Source organism: Pedobacter sp. GR22-10 (genome assembly GCF_026239715.1).
Classification (GTDB): Bacteria; Bacteroidota; Bacteroidia; order Sphingobacteriales; family Sphingobacteriaceae; genus Pedobacter.
Genome location: NZ_JAPIVR010000003.1, coordinates 550,550 through 567,015, shown reverse-complemented (window position 1 = coordinate 567,015; position 16,466 = coordinate 550,550). Strand labels below are relative to the sequence as shown.

Below are 16,466 nucleotides of genomic sequence, written 5' to 3'. Positions count from 1 at the left end.
ACGGATGGGTGCCTATTCGACAAACTGCAGATATAATCCGACGAATCCGTACCTGCACCCGAACAAACTTGTACAAACTTAAAAAACCTTTAACAAAATTGCGGGTTAATATTAAAGATTAAGCTTATTTTTGTGCCTTGAACATTCGTGATTTAATAAACAGATATAAAACCGACGATCGGGTAACAGCGTTTACCAAAGCGTTAAATAGTACTAAAAGCCCGAAGATACAATTAAAGGGATTGGTAGGTTCTGCCGACGCCATTGTAGCACTTTCTTCTTACTTTTTACTTCATAAACCCATACTTTTTATTCTTCCGGATAGGGAGGAGGCAGCTTATTTTCAATCTGACCTGGAGAGCGTTTTGGATAAACAGGTTTTATTATTTCCTTCATCATACCGTAAATCTTTTGATTTTACCCAGGTAGATACCGCCAATGTATTGGCTCGTGCGGAAGTACTAAATGAACTTAACCACGATTCGGAGTATGGAAAAATTGTGGTTTCCTATCCAGAAGCCATCGCCGAAAAGGTAATTGATCGCTCTGCGTTAGAGAAAAACACATTGGAAATTAGCCTCGGTGCTAAACTGGGCATTGATTTTATTAATGAATTTTTAATCGATTATGATTTCGACAGGCGTGATTTTGTTTATGAGCCCGGGCAATTCTCTATCCGTGGTGGTATTGTAGATATCTTTTCTTTTTCTTCAGATTTACCTTTCCGGATTGAGTTTTTTGGCGATGAGGTAGAAAGTATCCGCAGCTTTGAAATTGAAAGTCAGCTTTCGGTAAATAGTGTTAAATCGCTTACCATTGTTCCAAATGTACAAGCTAAATTCTTAACCGAAAGTAACATCAGCATCCTCGATTATATCGATCGGGATACACAGCTTTGGCTTAAAGATGTAGAGTTTACCCTAGATATTGTAAAAGCCGGTTATAAAAAAGCCGTAGAACTTTGGAAGGCACTTCCACTGGCAGATAAAAATCAGAATCCCGAATGGATTGATCCAAAATTTGCTTTCAGTGATGAAAAACTTTTGGGCGATCATTTGCATGACTTTCCTTTAGTGGAATTTGGGAAGCAGTTTTTTTATAAAACAGACGATCGGTTTGAGTTTGAAACCAAACCGCAGCCATCATTTAATAAAGATTTTAACTTACTGATTCATAACCTCAAAGAAAATGAAAAAGAAGGGATTGTCAATTTTATTTTTACTGATTCTCCGAAACAAATTGAACGTTTATATGCCATTTTGGATGACATAGATAAATCAGCTAAATTCACACCGATTAACAGCATGTTGCGCGAAGGCTTTGTTGATCCTCAAATTCAAACGGCTTTTTATACCGATCATCAGATTTTTGACCGTTACTATAAATACAAGCTTAAAAAGGGTTATCAGAAAAGTCAGGCCATTACACTTAAAGATTTACGCGAGTTAAAATCTGGTGATTATGTTACCCATATTGATCATGGTATTGGAAAATATGCCGGATTAGAAAAGGTGGAAGTAAATGGCAAAACGCAGGAAATGATTCGTTTAATCTATGCCGATAATGATTTGCTTTATGTGAACATTAACTCACTCAACCGTATTGCCAAATACAGCGGAAAGGAGAGTGGTGTACCAAAAATGAATAAACTCGGTACTGACGCTTGGGACAAGCTCAAAAAAACCACAAAAAAAAAAGTTAAAGACATTGCCCGCGATCTGATTAAGCTTTATGCATTGCGAAAAACACAGGCCGGAACCGCTTTCTCTCCCGATGGTTATTTACAAACTGAACTAGAGGCTTCATTTATTTATGAAGATACGCCCGATCAGCTCAAAGCTACCCAGGATGTGAAAAAGGATATGGAAGCACCACATCCGATGGATCGTTTAGTTTGTGGTGATGTGGGTTTTGGAAAAACAGAAATTGCCGTGCGTGCAGCATTTAAAGCAGTTGCAGAAGGGAAACAGGCTGCTATTCTAGTTCCTACCACTATTTTAGCGTTGCAACATTTTAAAACTTTCTCTTCAAGGTTGAAGGATTTTCCGGTTACGGTAGATTATATTAACCGTTTTAAGACCAATAAACAGATCAAAGATACACTGGCAGAAGCCGCAGCCGGCAAGGTTGATATTCTGATTGGTACCCATCGTTTACTGAGTAAGGATGTGAAGTTCAAAGACCTGGGCATCATGATTATTGATGAAGAACAGAAATTTGGCGTAACTGCGAAAGAGCGTTTAAAAGCCGTTCGTGTAAATGTAGATACTTTAACGCTAACTGCTACACCAATTCCAAGAACACTACACTTTTCATTAATGGGCGCTAGGGATTTATCCATCATCAGCACGCCACCGCCAAACCGCCAACCGGTAAGTACCGAGCTTCATGTTTTTAATGATAAATTGATTCAGGAAGCTGTTCAGTTTGAATTAGACCGCGGCGGACAGGTTTTCTTCATTCACAATCGTGTAAATGATTTAATGCAACTGGGCGGAATGATTCAAAAACTTGTACCAAAAGCCAGAATTGGTATTGCCCATGGAAAATTAGATGGCGATGCGCTGGAAGATGTAATGCTTGATTTTATCAATGGTGAAAAAGATGTTTTGGTTGCAACCACAATTATTGAGGCAGGGTTGGACATTCCGAATGCCAATACCATCATCATCAATCATGCACACATGTTTGGCCTGAGCGATTTACACCAGATGCGTGGACGTGTAGGCAGGAGCAATAAAAAGGCTTTCTGCTACTTATTGTCACCACCGCTTTCTACCTTAACTTCTGAAGCCAGAAAACGCTTAAGCGCAATTGAAGAATTTTCTGACCTGGGGAGTGGATTTAATGTTGCCATGCGCGATTTGGATATTCGCGGTAGCGGAAACTTACTAGGGGCTGAACAAAGTGGTTTTATCGCCGAAATTGGTTTTGAAATGTACCATAAAATTTTAGATGAAGCTATTCAGGAACTGAAAGAAGCAGAATTTAAAGGTTTGTTTGAGAATGAGCCAGAACGGCCATTTGTAGGCTTTACGCAGGTAGATACAGATTTGGAGCTATATATCCCCGATGCCTATATCACCAATATTACCGAACGCTACAACCTGTATACAGAGCTTTCTAAATTAAGCAACGAAACGGAACTGGCCATTTTTGAAAAACATTTAGCCGATCGTTTTGGTCCGGTTCCGCCACAGGTAAAAACCATGTTAAGTGTGGTGCGTTTGCAATGGTTTGGAAAGAAACTTGGCTTTGAGAAAATTAGCTTTAAGAAAAATAGCCTGCGAGGGTATTTCTTAAGTGATAAACAATCGAAGTATTTTGACTCCAATACTTTTACCAGAATTTTAACTTTCGCTCAGAATCACCCAAGAATGTGCAACTTGAAAGAAGTTAAAAATACTTTGCGCATTGCATTTGATAACGTAAGTACGGTTGAAGAAGCCATTCAAACTTTAGAACTTATTGATTAAAAACGTTAATTCAGTCAGTCGGCTGACTGAATTAACGTTAATTAAGTCAGCCGACTGACTGAATTAACAAAATTTACCTATATTTGGATTATGCAAGGTCAAATTTCCAGATATTTAAAATCAACAATTCTCCATAAAATAGGAAAGAATAAAGTGATTTTACTTTTCGGAACAAGAAGGGTTGGCAAAACATGGCTGATTGAACAAATCACCGCTGAAGCAAATATTGAATATATTTTTTTAAACGGAGAGGATCAGGATATTCAAACCTTACTTGCTACCAGAACTACAGCTAACTATAAAAGAATTTTAGGAAATAGTAAATTATTGGTCATTGATGAAGCACAGGTGATTCCTGACATTGGCAAAATTTTAAAGTTGCTAATTGACAGCTTTAAAGATTTGACGATTATAGCGAGTGGTTCATCAGCATTTGACCTCTCTAATCAAACCGGTGAACCGCTTACAGGCAGAAGTATAACCTACTATTTGTATCCGATTGCGCAACTAGAATTAGCACCAGGTGAAAATGGCTTACAAACTGCTCAAAATCTGGAAGAGCGGTTGATTTTTGGTTCATATCCTGAAATATTTCAATTGGAAACGTTGGCAGAAAAATCTCAATACCTAACAGAATTAGTGAAATCATATTTGTTAAAGGATATTTTGATCTATGAAAACATTCAAAATAGTAGCAAACTATTTGATCTGTTAAAGCTTATTGCCCTGCAAATTGGTTCGGAGGTTTCAATAGATGAACTTTCCAGATCATTAGGAATCAGCAAAAATACTGTTGACCGTTATCTTGATTTGCTTTCGAAGGTATTTATTATTTATAAAATTGGCGGATATAGCAACAACCTCCGTAAAGAGGTTACCAAATCTTCGAAATGGTATTTTTATGATAACGGTATCCGGAATGCAATTATCAATGATTTTAGATTATTATCACTTCGGAATGATCAGGGTATTTTATGGGAAAACTATGGGTTTAGTGAACGGATTAAAAAAACCAACTACGAACAACAGGGTGCTCAGTATTATTTCTGGAGAACATATGACCAGCAGGAAATTGATTTAATTGAAACTAAAAATGGAGAGATGGTGGCAGTAGACTTTAAATGGAGTAATCAAAAAAAGAAAATACCTGGTTTTTTTGCTAAAAACTATCCACACGCCTCATTTTCTATCATTAACAAAGAAAACTATTTAGATTTTATACTTTAATGGATCCTACCTTATTACTCGATTTAGTCAAAATGCAAATGCCTTATGGCAAGTATAAAGGCTATCTAATCTGCAATATCCCCGAAAGCTACCTGCTCTGGTATAAAGACAAAGGCTTTCCTAAAGGCAAATTAGGCGATTTAATGGCTACCATGTTCGAAATACGGGTGAATGGCTTGGAATATCTGTTAACGCCTTTGAAAAATCAGCAGCGGTAAATTAAGCGTAATTACTTAATCAATCATCATCCTGAGCGTAATCTAATTTATTAATAGATGCTGAAGTAAATTCAACATGAAGAGGTTCATAATATTCCCGCAGATCAAAATGATTTACGCAGAAAAATCTACATTGATCAGTGTAATCTGCGGGAAACAAACCTATATTTCACATCCATTTTCATCGCAAATGGCATCATCATTTTTATTTAATGAAGTAAGCGTAGTTTTAGGCTGAGTGGCTTTCCATTCTGTAAAACTTTGGGTAAGTGCATCAGTAAAAGCTTCCACAGGTTGTGCTCCGGAAATCCCATATTTTCTATCCATCACAAAATAAGGAACACCACGAATGCCTAAATTCTGGCTTTCATAAATATCATAACGAACAGCTTCGCTAAATTGATCTCCTTTTAAAACCTCTTCTACCTCGGCCTTTTCTAAACCTATTTCCTCAGCAAGATCTATCAAAACTGATAAATCATCAATGTTCTGACTATTTATAAAATGAGCTTCAAACAATTTTTCTTCAGCCTGATCTTGCAAACCGTGTTTGGCGGCCAAATGAATTAGTCTGTGTGCATTAAAAGTATTAGCCGGAATATTTGCATCAAAATCGAGTTTTAAACCTGCATTTGCAGCCATATCAGCAACTTGTTTCGTCATTTGCTTTGCCTGTTCAATCGGCATTCCTTTACTTCTAGAAAGGTAATCGTACACCGTTTCATTGTTTGTATTGTGATATTCAGGATTTAGCTGATAACTTTTCCAATCTACCGTGATCTCATTTTTAAAAGGCAATTTTTCTATGGCCTGCTCAAAATGACGCTTACCAATATAGCAAAACGGACACATTACATCCGACCAGATTTCTACTTTCATGAAATAAAAATAACTACTTTATAAGAATGCTTAGTAAGCAGAAAGTAAAAAGGCCACAATATAAAGGATACCAATCTGCTCAATCAATTTTCTATTTATACAACTGATTAAAAATCAATTTAAAGGTTCCATGGGTTTGTGCCCTAAAGGCTATTTCCGGACCAAAAGCCAGTAACTTTCCTTTGCCAACATTAGCTTCGAAAGCTGTTACACCATCCTGCAAATAAGCCTGACCCCAGGCCCAACCGCTGCGCAAAGGTGCAGCAGATTTAAACCACATCAACGGTTTGATTTTTCCTGCGGTAATGGCATCTCCGGTTAATTTAAAAACCGGACTATTATCAAAATACACATCAGCATCATTTTCCATTCCCCAGTTAGCGGGTTGTTTGGTATCTAATTCAACTTGTAGAACACTTCCAGGTACATAATATTTCTCTGCCGGGAGTTTCTTTTCTTCGCCATTTACAATCTCCATTATGGCGTTGCGAACTGGTAAGTTTAAATGATAAGCCAGATTTGTACTGCTGCCAATGGTTACAATATTGCCCCCGTCTTCTAAAAATTGCTTTAATTGAGGTATAGATTTATCTGCGGTAATCCTACCTAAACGATTTCTGTATGCCAAAGGAATATCTTCTGCTTTAGGCCCGAAAGCTCTTGAGCCGAAGCCACCACCCTGTAGTGCCGGAATTGCGCCACCAACGAAAATAATTACATCATATTTAGATTTTAAACTTCCTGCATCAATATCCTGCGGATAAATAACGGTAGCATGGTAATGATACTGCTCCATAATAAAACGCATCCAACCGGATGCCATTGATCCACCATAATTATCCCATAAGGCAATTCTTGAAGCAGAAATTTTCGTTTTATCTTTTGGAATGGTCGCAGATTTTAATTTCACATTCGCCTTTTCCAAAACAGATTTTCCGGCAGAAGAAACATAAAAATCTCCGTTTTCCTTCGAACGGTAAACCTCTATTTTATTTTTCAATAGATCATTAACAGCGGTATAAGAATCATTTTGTGCAGCACTTAATATATAACTTTTTCCAGTGAGCTTATTTTCAGGAACCAGTAACTTACCATATGGATTTTTTTCAAATGGTCCGCTAAAATCATCCTGGATACGGTCGAATTTTACGTCCATTAAATAAGCCAATGTCCATCCGGCAGCATCATAGGGTGGTATAGGGGCACCACCTTCATATTTGAAATCATTCGGGTGATCTTGTGGCTCAAACATATCTAATACATGTGGCCTAAAAGCCTGGTCAGTTTTAACCACATAACTCCCGGTAGGATATTTTTTCCCGGCAACAGTAAATGGAGCAGTTGCTTTGTGCACAATAATTCCTGTTCTTATCAGCGCATTCAAAAATTTGATCGCCGTATTAAAATCAGCCTGATCAGCAGATAGGATATAACCTCTTGCATCTCTGTTTGCCGGTGCCTTCATCACGGTATCAAAATATTTTACACTCATCATTTGTCTGGAGCCGAAATCATAATCACCGCCATCTGCAGTATTCGATCCGCCTTTTTTTGCTGCCGCATTAATGGCTTCAATCTTTTTAGGTGAAAAAGACCAGGTATCCCTCTTACCTTTTTCAATTGAATTTCTGCCCATTTGATAAATATTAAAAAGCAATTCGTCTGCATGTCGCTGCGCATAATTTAATACAGCGTAATTTAGAGAAACAGAATAGTCAATGGAGTTTTTAAAAAACCATTTCCGGGGAGTAACCGGATTAGGTGAATCACTGTTTGGCAATAACCTGGAAGGTACTAATGGGATTTCTGATGGTGTCGGGCTACCAACAATCTCCGTCAGTAAACCAACCATATTATGAAAATAAGTGGTTGTCCTCAACCCACCATTATACCAGGTTGAAAACACTGAACCTCCACGTTGTGTATAACCAGGCTTTCCTTCTACATTTAATCTGGTATGCATGGCCGCCCCAACCGCATCTAAACTGGTTAAGAGTGTGGCATCGAAAACATAGTTGAAAGGATCGCGATAGGGTGGCCCAGCGACAACAGTTCCGGCAGGGCCTGCCTGATGATGATTATACATAATCTGAGGGATCCATTCCACAAAAAGTTGTCGCCCGATATTCTGACTTTCCTTTAAATTCAGCATAAAAAAATCCCGGTTATTATCGTGCCCGGCATATTTTTCATAAAGAACAGGTAAACCGGATAACACTCTCTTTGCAGGATCTTTTTCACGCATGTACCAGTTACTCACCAATTCCTGCCCATCAGGATTGGCATGGGTAAATAAAATAATTACATTTTCAAGAATTTTAATGGTTTCAGGATCCGTTTTAGAAGCAAATTCATAAGCAGTTTGAATCAACTGATGTGCACCAACGGTTTCAGTTGCATGTAAACCACCATCAATCCAAACCACTGCCTTTCCTTCCTGAGATAGTACTTTTGCCTGCTCAGTTGTAATTTCTGCATGGGCAAGCTGTTGCGAAATTTCTTTGTAACGATCCAGCTTTTGAAGATTTTCAGGTGAAGAAACAATCAGCATATACTGATTTCTTCCCTCTTCAGTTTTGCCAATATCAACCAGTTTCACACGCTTAGATGTTTCGGCTAATTTTTTAAAGTAAGCCTCGGTTTGCGTATAGGTAGCCAACTGGTAATTATCGCCGATATCAAAGCCAAAATGTGATTTTGGAGAAGGTACTTCCTGCGCAAAAGCACTGCCGTTTACGATTAGAAAAGCCAGGAATAGCTTTCTAAATTGCATTTTAATCATAGTTGAGGTTGGTTTGTTGGATGCTCAAATATAATAGCGAAAAGAATGTAAAAACAGAGTGCCGTAAATTTGTTACACGACATCTTTTACCAAAAAATAGCTAAGTTTTTTTGACTTTTATATTTTGAAAACAGAATAAAATTTGTTTCCTGTTACAATTACTGCGTGTTAATAAATACATTTGTATTGATGTAAGTTCTTAACTTTATTTTTCATCAACCGATATTGGTTTTACTTAGCTGTAGATTAAAAGGGAATCGTGTGCAAATCACGAGCTGTCGCGCAACTGTAAATTCTGTCTTTTAAAATAAAGACAACGGTTTTATCAATAATGCCACTGTTCTGTTTTTCGGGATGGGAAGGCGATAAAACCGGGAATAAGTCAGGAGACCTGCCAGATATCAAATTGACGGTGCTTTCGCGTAAAAAAGCAACAGGTCAGGTCTGATAGGTTCACAATAAAATTAACCATTTTATTAAAATTTGCTTTAAGCTTTTGGCTGATGAGTGGGTTTTATATGCCCCTGCCTTTCCTTTTCATTTTTTACAGAAATCATTATAGAATATTGCTTGAGGGCTTTTAAACGATTTATTTACTTAATCTTTAAAAGAAATGCTAACGCAAAATCTAGGCTATCCGCGAATTGGTAGCTACCGCGAATTAAAGAAAATCTGCGAAAATTACTGGGCAGGTAAAACGGGCTACAAAAATGTACTTCAGGTGGGAAAAAATATCCGCCACGAGAACTGGAAACTTCAGCAGGAAACCGGAATTAACCTCATTCCTTCGAATGATTTCTCTTTCTATGATCATGTGCTGGATCATTCGTTAACTTTTGGTGCCATTCCGAAAAGGTATAACGAACTGATTTTAAAAAAGGGAAACACTGAGCTGGATCTCTATTTCGCCATGGCCAGGGGCTATCAGAAAGATGGGCTGGATGTGGTTGCTATGGAAATGACCAAATGGTTCGACACCAACTACCATTATATTGTTCCTGAATTTCATAAAGAACAACCTTTCAAACTTTTCTCCACCAAAATAATTGATGAATTTTATGAGGCCAAGCAACTGGGGATCATCACAAAACCGGTTTTAATTGGCCCGGTTACTTACCTTTTGTTGGGTAAAGAAAAAGAAAGTGGTTTCGAAAAGATTGATTTAATTAAAAACCTGCTTCCTGTTTATCTGGAAATTTTAGCCCGTTTGGATGCTTTGGATGTTGAATATATTCAATTTGATGAACCTTTTCTGGCTTTAGATTTATCAGAAAAGGAACAGAAAGCATATGAATATGCCTATAAGGAAATTCGGAAAGCCTTTCCAAGAATCAAGCTGGTTCTTGCAACATACTTTGAAGGTCTTGGTAATAACCTGGCGTTAACCACATCACTTCCGGTAAATGTTTTACACATAGATTTGGTAAGGGCTGAAAATCAATTGGCTGATGTATTGCCTCAACTTAAAGAAAATACCATCCTTTCTTTAGGTGTTGTAGATGGTAGAAACATCTGGAAAAATGATTTCGAACATTCCATCGCTACGATTAATCAGGCTGTAGAAAAACTAGGTACAGAACGTGTTTGGATTGCACCATCTTGCTCTTTAATCCATTCGCCTGTTAACTTAGAAAACGAAACCAATGAAGAAAATCTGACTGCTGAGGTAAAACAATGGCTGGCTTTTGCTAAACAGAAAGTAACCGAAATTGTAACCCTGAAAAAGCTGATCTTGAACGAAGGCCCTGCATCTACCCTGCAAAAACTAGAGGAAAACAAAAAGGCTTTAAACAACAGAAAAACATCTACCTCTATCCACAATCCTATAGTAAAAGAACGCGTAGCCAATTTAAAGGCTGAAGATTCAGAACGTAAAAGTCATTTTTCTCTGAGAAAAATTAAGCAGCAACAACTTAATTTACCAAAGTATTCTACAACAACAATTGGTTCATTTCCGCAAACAGCAGAAGTAAGAAGCTGGAGGGCTAAGTTTAAAAATGGAACTTTTACGGAAGATGAATACAATACACTTATAGCCGAAGAAACTGCAAAGGCAGTAAAATGGCAGGAGGAAATAGACCTTGATGTTCTGGTACATGGTGAATTTGAACGCAATGATATGGTTGAATATTTTGGCGAGCAGCTGGAAGGTTTTGCCTTTTCGAAAAATGGCTGGGTACAAAGCTATGGCTCCCGTTGCGTAAAACCGCCCATCATATATGGTGATATTTCACGCCCGAAGCCTATGACAGTGAAATGGACATCGTATGCACAATCTTTAACATCCAAATACATGAAAGGGATGTTAACCGGACCAGTAACTATTTTACAATGGTCCTTTGTGCGTAATGATCAGCCACGGTCAGAAACCTGTACGCAAATTGCATTGGCCATCAGGGATGAGGTTGTCGACCTGGAAAATGCGGGAATTAAAATTATTCAGATTGACGAGCCCGCTATCAGGGAAGGTTTACCTTTAAGGAAGAAAGACTGGCAGACTTATTTGAACTGGGCTGTAAATGCCTTTAAAATTTCTGCAAGCGGTGTTAAGGATGAAACACAAATTCATACACACATGTGTTACTCTGAATTTAACGATATTATTCAAAACATAGCAGATATGGATGCTGATGTAATTACTATTGAAACTTCGAGATCCCAAATGGAGCTTTTAGATGCTTTTGCCACCTTTAAATATCCGAATGAAATTGGCCCAGGAGTTTATGATATTCACTCTCCACGCGTACCTAAAAGGGAAGAAATGGTTCATTTACTTAAAAAAGCGAAGGCTGTTATTCCTGGAGATCAGCTTTGGGTAAATCCAGATTGCGGATTAAAAACCCGTGGATGGGTTGAAACCAAAAAAGCCCTGATCGAAATGGTGGAAGCCGCTAAAGAAATGCGTAAAACTGAAGATGTTTTAAGCACAGCCGCACAAAACTAATTCATTTTTACCATGCCCGTGTGGTCGATCAGGCAAAGAAACACGATCGTTTTATCTAAAATAAAACCTTACTTTGACAACTTTTTAAGAAAGAAAGTTGTCAAAGCTTTCTACACCCTTTATATTTAACCCATGACCTTAGAAGAAAGAATCGAAAATTCAAAAACCAGTATTTTTAAAGCCGTTTTTCCAAATACAACAAACCATTATGATACCCTTTTTGGTGGTACCGCCATGCATTTAATGGACGAAGTGGCATTTATCACGGCTACAAGATTCAGCAGGCAAATAATGGTAACCGTAAGCAGCGACAGAATCGACTTTAAGAAACCAATTCCGGCAGGAACCATTATTGAATTGGTAGGAAAAGTAAATCATGTAGGCAATACCAGTTTAAAGGTGAATGTAGAAATTTACATTGAGCAAATGTATGCAGAAGGAAGAGAGTTGGCCGTACATGGCGATTTTACCTTTGTAGCGATTGATGAACACAAAAAACCAGTTCAGGTGATTAAATAAAGCTTTATTTTACCATATAAGTGCTATAGTAAAACCCATTAACCTTATATTTTTCTTATATGGTTTATACTATATAAAATCCAAATGGTTTAATACAAAATCAGGTACAAATAAGCATAAACCACTGGTGCGGCTAATAATAACCCATCAAAACGATCTAGCAAGCCGCCATGGCCGGGCAATAATCCACCACTATCTTTAGTATCTAGACTTCTCTTCAGCATAGATTCTACCAGGTCTCCGAGTGTGCCAAAGCTGGCTATTAATATGGCCATTCCAGCCCAAACCCATGATGGATTTTCGGTAAATAAAAATGACAAACCATACGCTACCAAAACGCTGGTAAACATTCCGCCAAAAAAACCTTCCCAACTCTTCTTTGGAGAATGACGTTCAAATAATTTGCGCTTACCATATTTTACACCAAAAAGATAGGCACCCGTATCATTAGCCCAAAGCATCAATAAAAAAGCCAGCGGAAAATGAAAATTGTATTCACTCCAGTTTTTTAAAAACCCTAAAGCGTGGAAAAAACAGAAAGGAATGGTTACATATACAAACCCTACAAATGTATAGGAGATATTGGCGAATGGAATTTTGTTCTTCTTGTAAAGTTCTGTGATAAAGACAGAAAAAACTAATGGAATACAAAGCAGAAGATATTTAACATCATATTTTAGATAATGCAAACCAGCAGCCATCAAAAATATCAATGCTCCGGCAATTAAACCAATATTACGGTGAGGCCGGATTCCTGAATTTTTAATTAGCTTATAAAACTCAAAAAGAGATAAAATACTTAATACTAAATAAAATATGGTGAAGGCATAACTTCCTAAAAAGATGGAGCCTAACATTACAATAGTAAAAAAGAAAGCGGTTATTGCCCTTGTTTTCATTTGTGATAGTGGGTAAAAGGTGTAGAACTTAAGGTCTTATTACTATTATTCAATTTCGTTTTCAACGATGTATTCAATGGCCTTGTTAAAATCGTCCTTACTCACCAACACATGGATTTCACCTAAATGGTAGGCAGATAATTGCTTATTTATCGTAACCGCCGGAATACCAGCCTCAGTTAATCCTTGTTTTAATACCTCTGCTGCAAATGCATCGGAAGTTGTATAAACTTTAATCCAGTTTTCGCTCACGTTCTGCTTTATTTTTAAAAAAGTTAAACAAAGCTATGGTAATTATTGCACTAATTAAGTAAGCATACCACGGAAATCCAATAGGTTCATCTGCTTTATCCAGTGGCATATTATGCTTTTGCATATAAAATGCAGTGCAAACAGCATATGCATTATTAATGAAATGCGCCAGCATAGCATACCAAAGGCTACCACTAAAATAGTATAAATAACCAAAGCCTGCGCCTAAAAGCATCCGTGGGATAAAGCCGTAAAACTGAACATGTATGGCACTGAAAATAATGGCTGATAACCAGATTGCAGTGTGCGGATTATTAAAAGCCCTGTTTAGTGATCTTTGCACACCTCCTCGAAACATCAGTTCTTCACCGATAGCAGGCAGAACTGCAATCATGATTAAATTAACTACAAAATCGAAATTGTTCCTTACGGTGAGAAGTTTAATTGTAATCCCCATCGCAGCATCTTCTTTCTCCTTCATCCATTGCTCAATTCCTTTTAAAAATTCAGGCAAGATCATCTTTTGGTTCCAGATTGCTGTCCATTCCATTAATGGCATACTGGCGATCATAATCAGGAAAACCAAAATAATCAGCGGAAATTTCGGTTTACCAAGTCCATAAAATTTAGCTACTTTTTGTTTCTCCGTGAGGGCCAGGGCTATTCCTGGCACAATAAAGGTTCCTATTGAGGAAAAAATTTGCATGACTTTCAACCCATTCAGATATGACGGTTCACCCGCTAAAAGTGCATCTACATTACTAATCAAGGTTGCACCATACATTAAGAAGGCAATCACTAATCCAATTAATGCAAAAACAAGTCCGCCAGCAATTCCGTAAAATAGAAGTAAAAGTAATTGTAAAAAGGGATTGATTTCTTCCTTATTAGGTGTTACAAAATTCATTATTTGTACTTTTGTATGTATTATTAATCGTTGAAGATAGAAAATGTCTGTTAAGATAGGAAATATAGATTTAGGTGAATTCCCATTATTGCTTGCCCCGATGGAGGATGTGAGCGATCCACCATTTCGTTATGTATGTAAAAAGAATGGTGCGGATTTAATGTACACTGAATTTATTTCTTCTGAAGGCTTAATTCGTGATGCGGCAAAAAGCAGGCAGAAATTAGACATTTTTGAGTATGAAAGGCCAATAGGTATCCAGATTTTTGGAGGTGACATTGACCACATGCGTGAAGCTTCGGAAATTGCGTCGGCTGCAGGACCAGATCTGGTCGATATTAACTATGGTTGCCCGGTTAAAAATGTGGTTTGCAAAGGCGCCGGATCGAGCTTGCTTCGGGATATTGATAAAATGGTTAAAATGACAGAAGCTGTTGTTAAGGCTTCACATTTACCAGTTACTGTGAAAACCCGCTTAGGTTGGGATGATGACAGTAAAAATGTTTATGAAGTGGCTGAGCGACTTCAGGACGTTGGTATTCAAGCTTTAACCATTCATGGAAGAACAAGAGCACAGCTTTACAAGGGCGAAGCAGACTGGTCATTAATCCGGGAAATTAAGCGTAATCCCAGAATTAAAATTCCGATTTTTGGTAATGGTGATGTGGATAGCCCTGAAAAGGCCGCTAACTGGCGTATGGAATATGAGGTAGATGGCATTATGATTGGCAGAGCTGCCATTGGTTATCCATGGATTTTCAGAGAGGTAAAGCACTTTTTTAAAACCGGAGAACATTTACCTGGCCCTACCATTGAGGAAAGAATTGAAGTATGCAGAACACATCTGGATAAATCTTTGGAATGGAAAGGTCCTAAAACCGGAATTTTTGAAATGCGCAGGCATTATGCTAATTATTTTAAAGGTTTGCCTGACTTTAAACCTTACCGCATGCGTTTAGTGGCAGAACCTGATATTCAAAACATTTATAGCATTTTGGAAGAAGTGGCAGAAAAATTTGCCAGTTATGATGCCACTAAAGTACTGGCCTGATTTTTGAAAAGTTTTTTATACATTCGTATATTACCATGGTTACAGCAATTACAGATGGAGTTAAAGTTTCAGTAGAAACGATTTACCAGCCAGAATATTCCAATCCGGCTAATGAACATTTTATGTTTGCTTATCGGGTAGAAATCGCCAATCTTTCTGATTATGCCGTTCAATTATTACGTCGACAATGGTTTATTTTTGATTCTAATAGTAGCCGAAGAGAAGTGGAAGGCGAGGGCGTTGTAGGTTTACAGCCTGTGATTCAGCCAGGGAATACCCACGTATATGTTTCAGGATGTAATTTAAAAACAGATATGGGTAGCATGAAGGGTGCCTATCTGATGAAACGAGATGTAGATGGTTCAGAGTTTGAAGTGAATATTCCTGAATTCCAGTTGGTTGCCCCTTACAAATTGAATTAATTCAATTTTCTACAGATAAAATATCATTATTTTTTATAGAAACGTTAAGGCTGTTCCCTTTGGTTCAGATCATTAAACAAAAACGGCCGGAATTGATTCCCGACCGTATGTACTTTTATAATCTGATATTTTAATCCCTGCTTCTTCCAAATAACATGGACGCATAATAAAGAAGGTTGGCTAAGGCACCAACTGCTGCCACTACATAAGTCATGGCTGCCCACCACAATGCATCTTTAGCCTGCCTGTTTTCTTCCTGCGTTTGCATAACACCCTGATTATTTTTTAACCAGGCCAATGCACGGTTACTGGCATCAAACTCTACCGGAAGGGTTATAATACTGAATACTGTAACCAAGGCCAGTCCTAAAACACCAATGGCCAAAACAATTGGTGTAACATTAACAACCAATAGCATAACACCAATTAATAAAACCCATTGCAACAGATTAGATGAAATGCTAACCAAAGGTACCATAGTACTTCTTAAGTTAAGCCAGGAGTAAGATTTGGCATGTTGTACCGCATGTCCGCATTCATGTGCGGCTACCGCGGCCGCGGCAACACTCCGGCTGTAATATACATCTGTACTAAGATTTACGGTTCTATCTGATGGATTATAATGATCGGTTAATTGTCCTTCGGTGCTCATCACTTTCACATCGTAAATTCCATTATCATGCAGCATTCTTTCTGCTACCTCCTTGCCCGATAAACCAGAGCTGATTTGCATTTCGGCATACTGAGAAAATTTATTTCTAAATCGCCATTGTACAAACATGCTCAGCAATAATACCGGGATGATTAATATTAAATAAACTCCCATTTTTTTGTATGTTTTTCATTTAACTGTATATCAAAAAGCGTTCCCCATTTATTTAATGCGATAA

The 16,466-nt window shown here is 37.7% G+C and carries 13 protein-coding genes and 1 riboswitch; of the genes, 7 read left to right on the top strand and 6 right to left on the bottom strand.

Going from position 1 to position 16,466, the window contains the following annotated elements:
* Window positions 1-137: 137 nt before the first annotated feature.
* From mfd to OQX64_RS15160, 3 genes are all read left to right on the top strand, one after another.
* Window positions 138-3,476: a transcription-repair coupling factor gene (mfd, locus tag OQX64_RS15170; RefSeq protein WP_088301266.1), complete on the top strand. Its 3,339-nt coding sequence runs from the start codon at window positions 138-140 to the stop codon at window positions 3,474-3,476.
* 90 nt (window positions 3,477-3,566) lie between these two features.
* Window positions 3,567-4,703 carry an ATP-binding protein gene (locus OQX64_RS15165; protein ID WP_265819382.1) on the top strand — a complete coding sequence of 379 codons (1,137 nt, stop codon included), beginning with the start codon at window positions 3,567-3,569 and terminating at the stop codon, window positions 4,701-4,703.
* Window positions 4,703-4,921 (top strand): DUF3820 family protein, encoded by a 219-nt coding sequence (locus OQX64_RS15160; RefSeq protein WP_131538210.1) that lies wholly within the window; start codon window positions 4,703-4,705, stop codon window positions 4,919-4,921. The genes OQX64_RS15165 and OQX64_RS15160 overlap by 1 nt, the downstream gene beginning before the upstream one ends.
* Before the next feature lie 162 nt (window positions 4,922-5,083).
* Here OQX64_RS15160 and OQX64_RS15155 read toward each other — a convergent pair whose 3' ends face one another.
* Together OQX64_RS15155 and OQX64_RS15150 are read right to left on the bottom strand one after the other, a co-directional pair.
* Window positions 5,084-5,800 carry a DsbA family oxidoreductase gene (locus tag OQX64_RS15155; RefSeq protein WP_088301268.1) on the bottom strand — a complete coding sequence of 239 codons (717 nt, stop codon included), beginning with the start codon at window positions 5,798-5,800 and terminating at the stop codon, window positions 5,084-5,086.
* A gap of 91 nt (window positions 5,801-5,891) precedes the next feature.
* Window positions 5,892-8,573 (bottom strand): M14 metallopeptidase family protein, encoded by a 2,682-nt coding sequence (locus tag OQX64_RS15150; RefSeq protein WP_265819381.1) that lies wholly within the window; start codon window positions 8,571-8,573, stop codon window positions 5,892-5,894.
* 218 nt (window positions 8,574-8,791) lie between these two features.
* Window positions 8,792-8,996, top strand: a riboswitch (cobalamin riboswitch).
* A gap of 199 nt (window positions 8,997-9,195) precedes the next feature.
* On the opposite strand from OQX64_RS15150, the gene metE reads away from it, so the two are divergent.
* Together metE and OQX64_RS15140 are read left to right on the top strand one after the other, a co-directional pair.
* On the top strand, window positions 9,196-11,526 hold the full coding sequence (gene metE, locus OQX64_RS15145) for a 5-methyltetrahydropteroyltriglutamate--homocysteine S-methyltransferase (RefSeq protein ID WP_265819380.1): 2,331 nt from the start codon (window positions 9,196-9,198) through the stop codon (window positions 11,524-11,526).
* Window positions 11,527-11,658: 132 nt separating this feature from the next.
* Complete coding sequence (locus OQX64_RS15140; protein WP_265819379.1) at window positions 11,659-12,045, top strand: acyl-CoA thioesterase; 387 nt, start codon at window positions 11,659-11,661, stop codon at window positions 12,043-12,045.
* A gap of 89 nt (window positions 12,046-12,134) precedes the next feature.
* Here the strand turns inward: OQX64_RS15140 and OQX64_RS15135 are convergent, their stop codons facing one another.
* From OQX64_RS15135 to OQX64_RS15125, 3 genes are read right to left on the bottom strand one after another with little or no spacing between them, the layout of a single operon-like run.
* Entirely contained in the window at window positions 12,135-12,944 is an 810-nt protein-coding gene (locus OQX64_RS15135; RefSeq protein ID WP_088301271.1) for a phosphatidate cytidylyltransferase, read from the bottom strand.
* Between the two features lie 45 nt (window positions 12,945-12,989).
* Window positions 12,990-13,196 (bottom strand): putative signal transducing protein, encoded by a 207-nt coding sequence (locus OQX64_RS15130; RefSeq protein ID WP_088301272.1) that lies wholly within the window; start codon window positions 13,194-13,196, stop codon window positions 12,990-12,992.
* Window positions 13,177-14,103, bottom strand: a complete 927-nt coding sequence (locus OQX64_RS15125; protein WP_265819378.1) for a CPBP family intramembrane glutamic endopeptidase — start codon at window positions 14,101-14,103, stop codon at window positions 13,177-13,179. Before OQX64_RS15125 ends, OQX64_RS15130 begins: the two co-directional genes overlap by 20 nt.
* Before the next feature lie 43 nt (window positions 14,104-14,146).
* On the opposite strand from OQX64_RS15125, the gene dusB reads away from it, so the two are divergent.
* Both dusB and apaG read left to right on the top strand, forming a co-directional pair.
* Window positions 14,147-15,154: a tRNA dihydrouridine synthase DusB gene (dusB, locus tag OQX64_RS15120; protein WP_088301274.1), complete on the top strand. Its 1,008-nt coding sequence runs from the start codon at window positions 14,147-14,149 to the stop codon at window positions 15,152-15,154.
* A 35-nt stretch (window positions 15,155-15,189) separates the two neighbouring features.
* Complete coding sequence (gene apaG, locus OQX64_RS15115) at window positions 15,190-15,576, top strand: Co2+/Mg2+ efflux protein ApaG (protein ID WP_088301275.1); 387 nt, start codon at window positions 15,190-15,192, stop codon at window positions 15,574-15,576.
* Window positions 15,577-15,706: 130 nt separating this feature from the next.
* Here the strand turns inward: apaG and OQX64_RS15110 are convergent, their stop codons facing one another.
* Window positions 15,707-16,402, bottom strand: a complete 696-nt coding sequence (locus OQX64_RS15110; RefSeq protein ID WP_265819377.1) for a zinc metallopeptidase — start codon at window positions 16,400-16,402, stop codon at window positions 15,707-15,709.
* Between the last annotated feature and the right edge of the window lie 64 nt (window positions 16,403-16,466).

Excerpts from the sequence above, each read along its gene's own strand:
- metE (WP_265819380.1), top strand. The coding sequence starts at position 9,196 with ATGCTAACGCAAAATCTAGGCTATCCGCGAATTGGTAGCTACCGCGAA.
- OQX64_RS15140 (WP_265819379.1), top strand. The coding sequence starts at position 11,659 with ATGACCTTAGAAGAAAGAATCGAAAATTCAAAAACCAGTATTTTTAAA.
- OQX64_RS15150 (WP_265819381.1), bottom strand. The coding sequence starts at position 8,573 with ATGCAATTTAGAAAGCTATTCCTGGCTTTTCTAATCGTAAACGGCAGT.
- apaG (WP_088301275.1), top strand. The coding sequence starts at position 15,190 with ATGGTTACAGCAATTACAGATGGAGTTAAAGTTTCAGTAGAAACGATT.
- OQX64_RS15165 (WP_265819382.1), top strand. The coding sequence starts at position 3,567 with ATGCAAGGTCAAATTTCCAGATATTTAAAATCAACAATTCTCCATAAA.
- OQX64_RS15160 (WP_131538210.1), top strand. The coding sequence starts at position 4,703 with ATGGATCCTACCTTATTACTCGATTTAGTCAAAATGCAAATGCCTTAT.
- OQX64_RS15135 (WP_088301271.1), bottom strand. The coding sequence starts at position 12,944 with ATGAAAACAAGGGCAATAACCGCTTTCTTTTTTACTATTGTAATGTTA.
- OQX64_RS15125 (WP_265819378.1), bottom strand. The coding sequence starts at position 14,103 with ATGAATTTTGTAACACCTAATAAGGAAGAAATCAATCCCTTTTTACAA.
- OQX64_RS15110 (WP_265819377.1), bottom strand. The coding sequence starts at position 16,402 with ATGGGAGTTTATTTAATATTAATCATCCCGGTATTATTGCTGAGCATG.
- OQX64_RS15155 (WP_088301268.1), bottom strand. The coding sequence starts at position 5,800 with ATGAAAGTAGAAATCTGGTCGGATGTAATGTGTCCGTTTTGCTATATT.
- dusB (WP_088301274.1), top strand. The coding sequence starts at position 14,147 with ATGTCTGTTAAGATAGGAAATATAGATTTAGGTGAATTCCCATTATTG.